The following is a 14,288-nucleotide window of genomic DNA, read 5'->3' on the forward strand; positions in this document are numbered from 1 at the left end:
ATCTCCGGCTCCCGGAGCACTTTCAGCGATCACGACGGTAAGATCGTTACCGTTGCGTACCAATGTGACGTCGGCAGGATTGATGTCGGTGAACATCAAACGGTCATCTGCGCCCTGATTGTAGGACTCTGTGATGGTGTCGTTGCCGTTACCGCGGGCATAGACATACGTGTCGTTGCCGCCGCCGCCGATGAGGGTGTCGTTGCCAAGACCGCCTACAATTCCATCATCCAGGTTTGACCCGGACAGATTCTCACTGGTGCCATTCCCCAGAACGAGATTGCCATTTTCAATCAATTTCAGTGCCGCATGGAGAACGCCCTGGTCGATCCCCCGAGCGCCCAACTCCGAGATAACCATTGAGCTAAAATCAACTGCATTGGCAATGGCTGCGTTCTTGTAACGGAAAAGATCGAGAATCGCGAGCTTATCGACGGCGGAGAGAACTTGGGACGGTTGGGCGTCTGCAACCTGCGATGCGAGAACCTCCCAGAACGCATCTGGGAAGGATGTGACGGTTTCACCGTCGGAAGCATACTCAACGAAGGCAAATGCGAAGAACGGATTGCTCACGAGCGCGCCAACGTTGTCATTGCGCAGAAAGCCGGAAATGGCAATCTGAGAGACGAAGCGAGCAGCATACCAGTCGACGGTCTCCTGGAAGTAGTGCTCTAGAGCCTTCCCTGCTTGCGGACCGGGATTGCTGGACCCGCCGTATGCTACGAATTCCTTCCCGTGAATTTTTTCCAGGAAGGTGAGATGGCGCGCATCTATGTACGAGCCTCTGCTGTTTGGGCCAACTGAAGCTGCATCCGCCCATTCGAACAGGATCTCCATGATGCTTGAGCGCAGTTCCATGGCATTCATTGAAGGGGCATTGTCCACCAGAGAGCCTACAGTCGCGAGAAAATCCGCATCCTGCGTAAGCTTTACCGACAGATTGGTCAGCGTGCCGTAGCCAGCCAACTCCGGGAGGAGGGATGCCTCCGAACTGATCGGTACGTCCTCGCCATAGCTATAGATCGTTTCGTACAGGTTGTTCTCAAACCATACATCATCGATCACGCCGGTCGAGCCGTCGGCCCATGTGAAGCTGCTGCGGTGGCTGATCCAGTTGCCACCCTCCCACTGATCAATGAATTCAGCGTTGAGGTTGATTCCAGACACACCTTCGACCGCCAAGCTGGTCAATTCGCCGGCGTCTGTCAGACCGTCCCCATTCAAATCACGCCAAACCTGCAAATCGGCAAATACCGGGTCCTGCGCATCTATGACGCCATCCCCGTTGGCATCGAAGTCGGCCAATCGGCTAAAACCGTCGATGTCCCGCCCACCAAAAAGTTCGGACAGGTCGTCAATTGCTCCGTTACCGTTGACGTCTCGCGCTAGAAAGCCGTCGCCTGGGGTAATCCATGCTGTCTTCTCGGCAAAGCCGTCCTCGGTGAGATCAAAGAACGCATTCGATTCATTGAGTGGCACGATCTCGACGCCATCGCCGTCAAGATCGAGTACCAATGGCGAGATTGGTGGCCAGTTAAACGGATTGCTAGGCTTGTGTGGGCCGGGACCACTCGTGTCGCCACCCGTGCCGCCGCCGGGATCACCGCCTGGGTCGCCGCCGGGATCACCGCCCGGGTCGCCGCCGGGATCACCGCCCGGGTCGCCGCCGGGATCGCCGCCTGGGTCGCCGCCGGGATCGCCACCCGGGTCGGTACTTCCAGGCGGAAACCCGCCATTGCCGATTGTATTTCGAAGATCGTCATAAATGGGGTCCTCAAAGCCGGTATCAATGCGCCAAGGGAGTCCATCATTTTCAATAGAACCGTCGTCGTTTACTTTGGCTCCATATCGAATATCTTGATTTTTAATAGCATCATCGTACCTATCGTAGATATTTTGCCTTACAGCGTTCTCATTGAAAGGTAAATTAGGAAATTCTTTATTAAGCTCTTCTATAACGCTGTCGGCTAAATCACTTCTTTCTGCTTCTCGAAAATCATTGCGTACTAATCGTTCGGCTGACTCTGGCTCGAAATCGTTTTTAAATCCACTATCCTCGAGCCCAAGCTGGATTATTCTATCCATTATTTTTCCAAAACTTGAAGGTGTTTGAAAATCTGACACGATATAGGCCCCCAGAAAAAAGTGTAAAGAATAATGGCAACACGTCTGACATGCGTTCCGTAAAGTTGTCAATCCATGCCGCGCAATCCTTCCGCGAGCAACTTCCGTACGGAGGTTGACCTGCGCTAACACGCATGTTTAAGAATCGAGCAGCGGCGATCCGCCGCGTGAGCTTTCGTTGGAGACGCAATTGAGGAAGATTATGCTTGCGGTAGTCGTGGTCGGTTCGTCGCTGATCAGCGCACGTGCCGCACCGGTCAATCCCCAATACGACGATTACCCGGTTCAATGTGGAGCTATCTACTTTTTGTATTGGAAGGGCTATCTGAGCGAGAACCAGCCAACGATGGCCGAAGCCTACCGTCGAAAACACGAAAGTCTCGCCGGAAAAGCGGCGCTGAATCTAGAGGCGAGAGGTCTCAGCAAGCACGAAGCTGACGCGTACATGCAGGAACACATTGATGGACTTGCTGACATAGCTGCCAAGGATACGAAAGCTTTCGTAGATTTCAAAAGATTGTGCGATGGGAAGTTTCCACAACTCTAATTGCGTTGGTGTGATCGAGATAATGTTGCCGTTGCGAACGCAACAAGCGTTCCAGTTCCTTGTGCGACGGGCCGTATGCAACGGTCCCGGCACCACAGAAAACCCTGCTCGAGCATGGCGCCGCGGTCGCGGAGGTAGAGCGCGAGCGCCGCAAAATAGGTCATTAACTCATAAACCGAGCGCATCTTAGACGGCCCGGATCTCGGAGGGGACCTCATCAAACAGCCTAAAGTACGCCCGTTCGAGTTCATCAGGGGATAAGGAGAAAGCCGCTGCGGATGAGGTCTTTTCCTGCAATTTCGCATTGGCTAAAGGACGTAAACCCGATGGTGTGGCCTTTGGGGGAAAATGCATGTTCACACGCCATCGTCATCCAAAGCCATGATCGTATGGAGGTTGTGTCGGACAGGCTCCCCAATCGCGACAGTATAAAACAGGACATCATCGACTACCCGCAACAGATCTGGCGGGTGGCTGGAGTCTAGTCGATATAGGCTGGAGGCTGCTCACCATATTCGACCTTCCCCTTCGGTTTTCCCGTCCTCGCTTTGCTCGAAGCGATTGTGAGATCGATGCTCTTTGCCATGCGACGAGGTCGCATCGCAGCGCTCGGCAGTATGGCGTCGCATTTCAAGAATTTCATGACGCCATTCGCACTTCCGTTTGTCTGGTACCTCCCTTTGCAATGTGGTCAAGTCGTTGGCGGAAAAAAGTTATCCATTCGAGCGCACTCGGATTGCTTCTGTCGGGCGGCCAATGGCCAGGCAGCGTATAGCCGTACTTGCCGCATTTCATCGCTCGCAGTCCCAGCTTTTCAAGCGCTGGCATGCCTTGGTCGATCAGCCACCCTCGCCACTGCTCGATCTGCCCCGCCTTCGTTTCGGCGACGAAAACGAGCGGAACGGCTCGCGACGTCTCGACGCGCGGCGGCTCGCCCTCGCGCGGGTTAGATTTATTTATTTTTTCTTTCTCTAAGTTTGGCGGGCATATTTGTCCCCCTTCGCTGGACATATTTGACCGCCTTGCCGGACGGATTTGACCGCCTTCATTCGGGTAAAGGGTGACAATCTTGTCCGTCTTTTCGCGGGCCTCCGAAGCACGTAATGTCGATGCTGCTGAGGGACGATATTCCGTATTGCGCCCGACGCCATTTCCGCGCTGGACCTCGAACCATCCTTTGACCTCAAGTTCACGGACGGCGCGCTGAATGGTCTTGACGCTCTTGCCGGTCGCGTCGGCAATCGTTTGATAGGACGGCCACGCCTTCTCGGTGTGGCCGTTCAAATGCGTGGTGACGATATAGAGCGCCACAGATCGCGCGCTGTCGCTCAAATCCCTGTCGCAGCTCAACTGCTGAAGCCATTGCAGCTTCACGTCCCGAAAGGGGCGCGCGCCACTCATGTGCGCCACCAAACAGTTGAGAAGTGTCCGATATTTGCCTGCTTCGACGCAAAAGGCGCCGGTGGATTGGCGCCGCGACCTGCCACAACGGAGCATGAAAAATGCGGGGCATGTAGATTTGACAAAGCTGCTGTAAGTAGTTGATGTGCCATAGGTGTTTTGACACTTTTTCTGGAGCAAAGTATGGATTTAGCGACAACAACTTCGGATTGAAAATCCGCGTGTCGGTGGTTCAAATCCGCCTCCGGGCACCATTTTTATTCAGAAAATCAGTGTATTGTCGCCTGAGCGCTCAGTGTGGCTGTGGCGGTACGTTTCGCGCAAATTGCGGTGGTTTGGCCAAGACAAACCGTTGGGAAACCTTCGTGCGCGAAATTGTCTAGCGCGCTAACTGGTGTGGCATAACGCGTAAAATCAAATGCAGCTGTTTTGGTTGCCTACGAGGATTGTACTCAAAAAGTCCGGTAAGGGGTGTGAGACCAGGTTCGGGCCTTCCAGACGGTGTTCTTAAATGCCACATCGACTCCCTTCCCAATCAACGATCTGTGATCTGTTGGTCCGATCACAACCTCATCGATCCCGATGTCGAATTTATCCCCATCTTTGCCGACCTCTAAAGGTAGAGCGAAATAGGGTGTGAGCATTCGATTGGTTGCCCTTACATGCATTTCTGGGCGATCATAGGGGAGGAAACGCGAGATGATCCGCCATTCGTTTTCCTCGCGGAAACCCGAGTGCTTGAATGCGCAAGCCCATTGCTGAATCCGATTGCAAAACCACAGCGCGATATTGTCTATTTCATTGTCGGGATCGGATTGAGATTCAAGACGAGTCACCGAACGCTCAAACCATTCCTCGGCAATGGCGGATTTAGTGCCCTCGTCGTAAATGCACTTAATTAGCTCGAAGCCATTTCGGCTACCGATCTTTTGCAGTGCGTCGAAGGAGAAGCCTAGCGAGATTCCGCCGCTTCCCCCGTATGCCCTCCATTGGCTTAGAACATCGCCATTCTCAGAAAACGATGCTGTGCAGATGTTTCCTTCGGAAAAGTTTGGAAGATACTGCAATATCGCAAAGGCAAGCTTTTTTGCACGACCTTCTAATGTGTCGTGATGTTTGCCAACTACTCTGATTGCGATCCCCATACCGTGGACGTACTCGTGGGAGTCGTTCATGTGGTACACGCTGGTTGCCCAGAGTTGTCGTGAGTTGAGAATGCCGACGAATCCCGGGTAGGTCGTGTAGTGGAAAAGCATCGGCTTATGCGGGTCGAAACCACTCAATCGGGGCGGAAGTTGTTCCATGTGCGTTTCGGTTAGGTATGCCAACTAAACACTCCCCGTTTCTAGCTCCGAAGGGCCGGTAGTCCGTCATTTACGTTTCGCTCACCTCCAATTGAGTTAAGAGCGAATATTTTGGAAGAGTTGAGTTGTACGGCATTTGCAAACGAATTGGGAAGTTGATTGCAGTCAAAAAATGCCCCGGTCACCAGAGCCACCGAGGCAGACAATTCAGTTCACTGGAGCCGTTGTCCGCTAGTTCATCCCCAAACGAGATAGCCCACGACGCTCCAGAATATCAGCGAAGCCAGTGTGATCACGGCAAGCCCCTTGATGCGAAGCGTCGGTGAGAAAGCGCCTTTCGGTGCACCAAATAAGCGGTGATCTTCCTCATACGCGGCGTAAGCGTCTTTTGATGCTTGTTTCATGCTCTTTCCTCCCATTCCGGTGAAACTCTGCCCTCCCAGGCAATGCCTCCCGCAAGGAGCGCAAATTTAACCTGCACTCTTACACCTGTGTAGAGCGCTGCCCTGGTCGTTGCAACTTACGAGAAGCGATATCGTTAAATGCTCAATCAAAACCAGCAACATTTCAGGACAATGTTTCCCCGGCAGGTGCTTTTGGCATTGCCGGACATCACCTCCCATGTCTTTCCCTCATAGAAGCGGTCGGATGCGTGACGATCGAGCCGCTTCAATCACCAAGGTGGCGCATTCGTCGGCACCGCCGAAGGGCACGAGATATGCCCCTCGTTCGCGGGCTCAGATCGCGGCGCGGGCCTGCACCACGCTGAGATAGCACGGCGCAACTTCGATGATCCGTGTCCGATCTCAGCCAGCATTCGGCAGGTGCCAGCCCGCGCAAACGGGTGTAGGGTAAGACGAGCCGGGCGAATTCTCGACAATCGCGGTGATGCCGCCCTTCCGCGATTTACGGCCTCGGACATCGAACGCTGCGACATGAAGGTGGACGTCATGAGCGAAACCGAAACCCAAGCTTTGTTCTCGTTGCTGCGCCAGTCCAGGGATGTCCATCCGGCTGCGGTCGATGCGATGCAGCGGGTCGTCGTCGATGGCCTGGACAGGCATCTCTGTCGCATCAATGCGCTGGCTTTCGCAGCACGCCATGCGCTCGATGAGGAGCGCACGATCGCGGCGTTCCTGCATGCCGCGCAGGTCGGTATCTTCGACATTTCATGGAACGTGCTCTGCCCCGGCTGCGGCGGCGTCCTTGATTCCAATGCGACGCTGAAGACGATGCAGAAGGAGTGTTATGTCTGCGCGCTCTGCGCCGGCAATTATTCCGCGACGCTCGACGAGATGGTCGAGGTGACCTTCACGATCAGTCCCCGGGTCCGCAAGATCGCCGCGCACAATCCGCATGAACTGCCGATGCCCGAATATTTTCGCCAGATCTATTGGGGCTCGGGCGTCGATCTGCCCGAGGACAATTTTGAGGCGCTGGTCGATGGTTTCGTGCTTGAACATGTCGAGCTTGCGCCCGGGGAGAAGGCCGTCCTGTCGCTGCAACTGCCGCCGGAATTCATCATCGTGTTCGAGCCGGTGACCCACAATGCGCAATTCCTCGATATCAAGGGGGAGGTGACGCGCGAACGGCAGAACCTGGCGCTGGTCTTCGACAAGGAGCATGCGCAAAGCCAGAGCATCGACATGCACCCGGGACCGCTGCGCATCGCGCTCGAGAACAGGACCGATACCAGGGTTCTGCCGACCGTCTGCATCGCCGGCGACGTCCTGCATGAACTGCTCGGCAAGCGACGGCCGTTCCTTACCGCCAAGCGGCTGCTCACCAACCAGACGTTTCGCGATCTCTACCGGACCGATACGCTCGATGTCGACCAGCGCCTGAAGATCACCAGCCTGACGTTCCTGTTCACCGACCTGCGGGCCTCGACCGAATTGTACGAGCGGGTCGGCGACCTCGTCGCGTTCGATCTGGTGCGGGCGCATTTCCAGGTGCTGCATGAGATCGTCGCGGCCGAGACCGGTGCCGTGGTGAAGACGATCGGCGATGCCGTCATGGCGACCTTTCCGACACCGGACCGGGCTGTCGCCGCCGCCTTGAGGATGCGGGATGCCATGCAGGCGATGAACGAGAAGAGCGGGCGCGAAGACCTGATCCTCAAGATCGGCGTTCACACCGGACCTTGCATCGCGGTGATGATGAACGAGCGTCAGGATTATTTCGGCCAGACCGTCAACATCGCCTCGCGCGTGCAGGGCCTTGCGACCTTGCAGGCGATCTTCGTCACCGGCGAGGTTGTGGGCGACGCAAAAGCAGCGGATCTCCTCGTCACCAAAGACCTGAAGCCCGTATCCCACAACGCGGCGCTGAGGGGCATCACGCGCGAGATACCGATTTATGCAATCCCCTGACGGCCGGCCGTTTCCTTCTATGCTATGCCGCGAACCTGTGCTCTGCGCCGTTGATCGGGCTCGCCCATAGGGTGGCACCGGGCACGAAGGGGGTCTCGCCTTCGGCGCGGACGATCATTTCGCCGAGTTCGGGCACGTCGAGATAGAGAATGGCATCGGCGCCGAGACGCTCGATGTGCCGCAGACGGCCTTGCCATGTACCAGCTTCTCCCGACAGGCGGATATGTTCGGGGCGGATGCCGTAGGTGGCGCAACCCATGCGTTCCGCGACGGCGCCGCCATAAAGGTTCATCTTCGGGCTGCCGATAAAGCCGGCAACGAAGGGTGTCGCGGGGTTTCGGTAGAGCTCCATCGGGCTGCCCACCTGCTCGATCCCGCCGCCGTTGAGGACAACGATCTTGTCGGCCATCGTCATGGCCTCGGTCTGGTCATGGGTGACATAGATCATCGTCGCTTTCAGCCGCGCATGCAGCTCGGCGATCTCAAGCCGCATCTGCGCCCTGAGCGAGGCATCGAGGTTGGAGAGCGGTTCGTCGAACAGAAACACCTTCGGATCGCGCACGATCGCCCGGCCGATGGCGACGCGCTGGCGCTGGCCGCCCGAAAGCGCCTTCGGCTTGCGGTCGAGCAGATGGGTGAGTTGCAGCGTTTCGGCCGCTGCCTGCACCTTTGCCGCGATCTCGGCTTTCGGACGGCGGGCGAGCGACAGGCCGAAGCCGATATTTTCGGCAACGGTCATATGCGGATAGAGCGCGTAACTCTGGAAAACCATGGCGATGCCGCGTTTGGATGGTTCGGCATAGGTGACATCGTCACCGCCGATCTCGATCGTGCCGGAGGTGGCCTCCTCGAGCCCGGCGATCATCCGCAGCAGCGTCGATTTTCCGCAGCCGGACGGGCCGACGAAGACGACGAATTCGCCCGAGCGCACATCGAGATCGATGCCTTTGATCACTTCGAGGGCGCCGAAGGCCTTTCTGATCTGCTTTAACGTGAGGTCGGTCATGCAGTCAGCCTTTCACTCCGCCGGCGGTCATGCCCGCGACGATCTGCCGGTTGAAGAAGATGAAGACGATCAGGGGAGGGATCGTGACGAGCAGGATATTCATGAACAGGAGATTGTACTGGCTCGTATACATGCTCTGGAAATTATAGAGCGTCAGCTGCACGGTAACGTTCTCCTTGCCGGGCAGATAATAGAGCGGATTGGTGAAGTCGTTGAAGATGGCGATGGATTGCACGACGATGTTGGTGACCGTCACGGGCTTCAGCAGCGGCAGGATGACCCTAAAGAATATCTGCCAGGGCTTGGCGCCGTCGATCAGCGCCGCCTCGTCGAGATCGCGCGGTATGGTCGAGATGAACGACCGGTACAGCAGCGTCGAGAAGGAGAGGTTGTAGGCGACCTGGATCAGCACCATGCCGTGGATGGTCTTGAACAGGCCGAGATTCTGCAGCAGCCCGATGGTCGGCACCACAGCCGGCGGCATCATCAGGCCCATGAATAGCGCGATCTGCGCGACGGCATTCCACGGTGTCCGTCGCCGCTGCATGATATAGCCGACCATCGCCGAGAGAATGACGAGGATGGAAACGGAGGCGACGGTGATCAGCGTCGAATTGAAGTAAGCCAGCAGAAGCTGGTAGTCGCGCGCCTTGAATACCGCGATGAGGTTCTGCCAGAACAGCCATTCCTGCGGCAGCGAGAAACTGAGGCGCGAAGCTTCGGATTTCGATTTCAGTGCCTGGATAAGGATGAACAGGAAGGGCAGTATGAAGACCACCGCTGCAAACAGAAGCGCGATTCCGCCGGTGACATAAGGCCGGATATGTCTCATTGCACGACCTCGCGGCGATTGAACCAGAGGGAAAACGGCAGGATGATTGCGACGATCAGGGCAAACAGGATGACATTGCCCGCCGTCGACAGCCCGTAGAAACCCGCCTGATACTGCTTGTAGATGACGGAGGCGACGACGTCTGAGGAAAAGCCGGGCCCTCCCCTGGTCATCGCCCAGATGAGATCGAAGGATCGGAGCCCGCCGATCAGCGACAGCGTCACCACCGTGATCGTCGCGGGACGCACCAGGGGTAATGTGATCCGCCAGAGTTGTTGGAAGCGCGTCGCTCCGTCGATCCGCGCCGCTTCATAGTAATCCGTGCTGATGGCAGCGAGACCGGCGATGAAAATCAGCGTCGCAAGGCCGACGCCTTTCCAGAGATCGACGAGCGCGACGGAAAACAAGGCGAGCGAGGGATTGGTCAGCCAGCCCGGACCGGCGATGCCGAGTGCGCCAAGCGCGGCGTTGATGATACCCTTGGTCGGATGCATCATCACGGTGAAAGTGATGCCGATGCCAATGGTCGAGACCAGCACCGGAAAAAACACGACCGTGCGCAAAAAACCGCGGGCAAAGATGTTGCTCGTCAACAGTACTGCCAGCAACAGTCCACATACGGTCTTCAGCCCGGATGTCGTCACGGCATAGATCAGCGTGTTGACGAGACTCTGAACCAGAAAGGGTTCGGAGAAGAACTGCTGGAAATTTTCGAGCCCGATGAATTCCGCCGTCGTAAGGTCCCAGCGGGTCAGGCTGTACCAGAAGGACGACACGGTGGGCGTGAGAAAGAAGATGCCGTAGATGATCGCCGCGGGAACGAAGAACCACAGCGGGTAAGGGGATTTTTGCGAGCGGGGACGTGTCCGAGCCATGGCTACCTCTTCGTGCAGAAAGTCCCGCCTCCCACGTGGGGGCGGGACCGGCTTTCCCGGAGAATGCCACTACCAGTTGGACAAGCCGAGCTGTTTTGCCTGCTTGCGCACGTCGTCGTCATAAAGTGCTGCCGCTTCGGCAGGCCCGCGGATACCGGAGCCGACTTCGACGGTGATCTGTTCGAGCGCAGGACCCTTGATCGGCGAGACGAATTCCAGCGCCGGCGCGGTCAATCCCGCCGTCTTGAAATAGGGAAGCATGTCGGTGACCGCCGGTGGAACGTCGGCCGGCAATGGGCATCCGTCGATGAGCGGCGGCCCCTGCACCGTGTTGGTGTCGGTCATGATCTTGCAGCCCTCGACGCTGCCGACGAAATCGGCGAACTTCTTCGCCTCCTCGATCTTGCCGCTGGCCGCCGGAATATAAATGGCCTGCGGCATCCAGACGGTCAGGCCGTTTTTCGCCGCGTCGTCACCCGGCTGGGCAAAGAAGCCGACATCGTTCAGGTTCTCGGGATAGTTCTGCTTTAGCGCGCCGATCGCGAAGGTCAGCATCGGATAGTGGGCAGCCTCGCCCGTCGCCACCATTCTCAAGCCATCGTCATAGCTTGCCGCCCCAAAGTCCTCGTTGAAAAACCCTGCATCGTGGACCTCCTTCAGATGCTCGAAGCCTTTCATGGCGGCCGGCGTGCTGGCATATTTCGCCTTGTTGTCGGTATAGTCCTCGGCGAAATTCGGGACCGCGGCCTGGAGGTTGTAGTAGTCGGCAAGAACGAACAGCTGCGACGTCCAGGTGTCGCGGTAGGTCTGCGCCACGGCAACCTTGCCGGCGGCCTTGATCTTTTCGTTGTTGGCCATGAACTCGGCCCAGGTCTTCGGAACCGAAAGGCCGAACTCCTTATAAATTGCCCTGTTGTAGAAGATTCCGCCGCCCATCGCGGTGCCGAAGGGGACGCCGTAAACCTTGCCGTCGGCGCTGACCACGGATTTGAAACCAGGATCCACCTTTGCCTGGGCAGGCACATCGCTGAGATCGGCAAGCGATTGTTGCGGTTTCAGGGCCTGCAGCAGGGACCCGGAATTATAGAGGAAGACGTCGGACATTTCGCCCGTTGCAAGCCGCGTCTTGACGATGTTGTCACCTTCGCCGCCGCCCGGCCGCTGCTCGATCTCGATCGTTACGTCGGGCGCCTGTTTCTGGTACGCCTCGACCAGTGCCTCCGCGGCAGCGACAGAGTCCGGACTGTTGTCGACCAGGAAAGACAGCGTCACCTCGGCATGGGCCGGGGCCGCGGCGGTCAGTGCAATAAGGGCAGCGGATGCGAGATAGGCTTTGATGTGAATGGTCATGTCGTTCCTCCTCCGAACGGTTTGACGTTGGCCTTCGATAAATTGCTCTTACAATCCTTGCAGCGTGAAGGTGAGATGGTGTTTTCCAGGCGGAAGGATGGTTTCTTCGGTAACCGCTTCGCCGTTCAGGACAGGCGCTCCATGCCGAGGTCCGGGCCGGAAGCGGCCACTGCACCCTTCGGGCAGTGTCAGCGTGTAGATGACCTTGTCGCCTGCGCATTCCCAGCCGGCTTCTATCCGACCCTGGGCTACGTCGTGATAGGCCGATACCGGCGATAGGGCGGCGATCGGAGCCGGATCGATGATGACCTCGGCAAAGCCCGGAGCCTGCGGCGTGGGCGAAATACCGGCAACGCTCTCGAACAACCATTGGCAGACGGCGCCATAGGCATAGTGGTTGTAGCTGTTCATGTCGGGCTCGTAGATGGTGCCATCCGGCGCCATCGAATCCCAGCGCTCCCAGATTGTCGTGGCGCCCTGCGAAACCTGATAGAGCCAGCCTGGCACGTCCTGTTGCAGGAAGACTTTTCCCGCCACCTCATCCAGGCCAAGCTTGGTGAGCGCAGGCAGAAGCGCCGGCGTTCCGATGAAGCCGGTGCCGATCTTGTAGTCGGCATCCTCGATCAGCGTCTTGAAGTGCCGCTTGGCAGTCTCGTAGTGCTCGGCCGGGATGAGATCGTAGAGAAAGGACAAAGCGTAAGATGTCTGGTCATTGTGCGCCAGCCGGCCGGACGGCGCGATGAACTCGTGGGCGAACGCGCTGCGGATATCCTCGGCGCGCGACCGCATCTGGCTCTGGAGCTTCGTTTCGCCGAGAACGGCGGCAATTTTTGCCAGAAGATCGGTTGCAATGAAATGATAGAGTGTGGCGGCGCAATCGTCCGAGATCGTCGGTCGCGGCTTACGGTTATCTCCGACCGGTTGTAGCCAGTCGCCAAAGGTGAAGCCGCGGTCGCCCCAATGGGACGGCGGCCGGACGAGCGGGCCGTCCGAAATCGACCAGACGAAATCGACCCACCGCACCATGGAATCGAGGCATTCGGACAGCACGGTGCGATCGCCGTAATGCGTATAGAGAACCCAGGGAATGACGACGATGGCGTCGCCCCAGCCGGTCGAGCCAGCAAAGCCTGGGAAGTTCGCCGGATGAAGGCGGGTCGGATCCGGCGAGAAGTGCGAGACCGCACCGTCTTCGCGCTGGTCCGCCATCACGTCGCGCAGATATTTGCGCAGGAAACTCTGGCTGTCGGTCAGCCAGCAGGCCGTTGCCGCGAAAACCTGGGCGTCACCCGTCCAGCCGAGACGCTCGTCGCGCTGCGGGCAGTCGGTCGGCACCTCGATGAAATTGGCGCGCTGCGACCAGATGGTGTTTTCAACCAGACGGTTGACCAGCAGGTTGCCGGAGGTGAAGCCCGCTGCCACGTTCGGCACTGAGGAAATCGGAACGGATGCGATGGTTACGATTGTCGCCTCGCCGGTGATCGTCAGCCGGGCGTAGCGAAAGCCCTGGAAGGTGAAATAGGGCGCGTAGATTTCTTCGCCCTTGCCGCTCAGCGTATAGATCGTATGGGCGGCGGCCGTGCGGTAGTTGCGATTGTCGAAGTAGCGATCGGGGCCGAGAACCTCGGAATGTTCGACGCGAATCTCGGCGCCGGCGACGCCCTTCACCGTATAGCGCACATAGCCGCCGACGTTCTGTCCGAAGTCGTAGATCGTCCGTCCCTGATCATCGACCCATGCGTCGATGGGTGCGATCGGCGCCATTTCGCGGACCGGTTTGGTCTCGTGGGCAACGAGCAGCGTCTTGTCGAAATCGAGAACTTCCGTACCGTGGCTGTCGATGCGGGCTTCGTCGCGGGCGTCATAGATCTCGCCGAAATAGATACCGGATTTCACAACAGGCAGACCGCCGCTAACCCAGCTGGAATCCGTTGACAGGATGATACCGTCCGGACCGCCAAGCTCGGCGATCGCCGCGGTCCGGCTGCCCCAGCAGTTGGGAATGGCCTTGTCGCTCCACATGATGGGGGAGCGGTACCAGCCATCGCCAAGCCAGATCTCCAGCCGGTTTTCGCCCTCTTGCAGAAGGCCTGCCACGTCGTAGCCCTGATAGGCGATACGGTGATCGTAGTTGGTCCAGCCGGGCGTCAGCAGATCGTCGCCGACGCGCTTGCCGTTGATGAAGCAGCGATAGAGGCCAAGGGCCGAAATGTGGAGCTTTGCCGTCATCGGGATCGTCTTCAGCGTGAAGCTCTTCGCTACGAAACTGGCACGGGTGCCTTCACCCTGATCCGCGAGCGGAGCGATCATGTCCGCCTTCCAGGCGCGTGAAACGATATCGCCTTTGACGGCTGCCGGCTGAAAATCCATCAATTCCTCCCCATAGCGCTCATTGTGTAGAACGTTCTCCGTATAACGTTCTACATTTTTTTGCGGAGTGCAATAGAAATTTTTTGGGCAACCTGTCATGGTGTGTC

Annotated in this window: 10 protein-coding genes and 1 pseudogene; 2 read left to right on the top strand and 9 right to left on the bottom strand. The window is 57.7% G+C overall.

Going from position 1 to position 14,288, the window contains the following annotated elements:
* Positions 1-2,124: pseudogene (locus J2Z75_RS26065) on the bottom strand (hypothetical protein); the annotation flags it as partial.
* A gap of 190 nt (positions 2,125-2,314) precedes the next feature.
* On the opposite strand from J2Z75_RS26065, the gene J2Z75_RS26070 reads away from it, so the two are divergent.
* The gene (locus tag J2Z75_RS26070; protein ID WP_209856462.1) at positions 2,315-2,671 is read left to right on the top strand and encodes a hypothetical protein; all 357 of its coding nucleotides are present in this window, start codon (positions 2,315-2,317) and stop codon (positions 2,669-2,671) included.
* A gap of 639 nt (positions 2,672-3,310) precedes the next feature.
* On the opposite strand, the gene J2Z75_RS26075 is transcribed toward J2Z75_RS26070, so the two are convergent.
* The 3 genes from J2Z75_RS26075 to J2Z75_RS26085 form a co-directional block, all read right to left on the bottom strand.
* Positions 3,311-4,072: a helix-turn-helix domain-containing protein gene (locus tag J2Z75_RS26075; RefSeq protein WP_209856464.1), complete on the bottom strand. Its 762-nt coding sequence runs from the start codon at positions 4,070-4,072 to the stop codon at positions 3,311-3,313.
* 452 nt (positions 4,073-4,524) lie between these two features.
* Positions 4,525-5,376 carry a DUF2971 domain-containing protein gene (locus J2Z75_RS26080; protein ID WP_209856466.1) on the bottom strand — a complete coding sequence of 284 codons (852 nt, stop codon included), beginning with the start codon at positions 5,374-5,376 and terminating at the stop codon, positions 4,525-4,527.
* A gap of 236 nt (positions 5,377-5,612) precedes the next feature.
* Positions 5,613-5,780: a hypothetical protein gene (locus J2Z75_RS26085; RefSeq protein ID WP_209856468.1), complete on the bottom strand. Its 168-nt coding sequence runs from the start codon at positions 5,778-5,780 to the stop codon at positions 5,613-5,615.
* Between the two features lie 546 nt (positions 5,781-6,326).
* On the opposite strand from J2Z75_RS26085, the gene J2Z75_RS26090 reads away from it, so the two are divergent.
* Complete coding sequence (locus J2Z75_RS26090; protein WP_209856470.1) at positions 6,327-7,748, top strand: adenylate/guanylate cyclase domain-containing protein; 1,422 nt, start codon at positions 6,327-6,329, stop codon at positions 7,746-7,748.
* 22 nt (positions 7,749-7,770) lie between these two features.
* Here J2Z75_RS26090 and J2Z75_RS26095 read toward each other — a convergent pair whose 3' ends face one another.
* The 5 genes from J2Z75_RS26095 to J2Z75_RS26115 form a co-directional block, all read right to left on the bottom strand.
* A complete protein-coding gene (locus tag J2Z75_RS26095) occupies positions 7,771-8,754 on the bottom strand; it encodes an ABC transporter ATP-binding protein (protein ID WP_209856472.1) in 984 nt (327 codons plus the stop codon).
* Positions 8,755-8,758: 4 nt separating this feature from the next.
* Positions 8,759-9,586, bottom strand: a complete 828-nt coding sequence (locus J2Z75_RS26100; protein WP_209856474.1) for a carbohydrate ABC transporter permease — start codon at positions 9,584-9,586, stop codon at positions 8,759-8,761.
* Positions 9,583-10,461, bottom strand: a complete 879-nt coding sequence (locus J2Z75_RS26105) for a carbohydrate ABC transporter permease (protein WP_209856476.1) — start codon at positions 10,459-10,461, stop codon at positions 9,583-9,585. The genes J2Z75_RS26100 and J2Z75_RS26105 overlap by 4 nt, the downstream gene beginning before the upstream one ends.
* A 69-nt stretch (positions 10,462-10,530) precedes the next feature.
* Entirely contained in the window at positions 10,531-11,811 is a 1,281-nt protein-coding gene (locus tag J2Z75_RS26110) for an ABC transporter substrate-binding protein (protein ID WP_209856478.1), read from the bottom strand.
* A gap of 48 nt (positions 11,812-11,859) precedes the next feature.
* Positions 11,860-14,181 carry an alpha-L-rhamnosidase gene (locus J2Z75_RS26115; protein WP_209856480.1) on the bottom strand — a complete coding sequence of 774 codons (2,322 nt, stop codon included), beginning with the start codon at positions 14,179-14,181 and terminating at the stop codon, positions 11,860-11,862.
* Positions 14,182-14,288: the final 107 nt, after the last annotated feature.

This window comes from Rhizobium herbae (assembly GCF_017873135.1).
In the GTDB taxonomy this organism is placed as follows: domain Bacteria; phylum Pseudomonadota; class Alphaproteobacteria; order Rhizobiales; family Rhizobiaceae; genus Pararhizobium; species Pararhizobium herbae.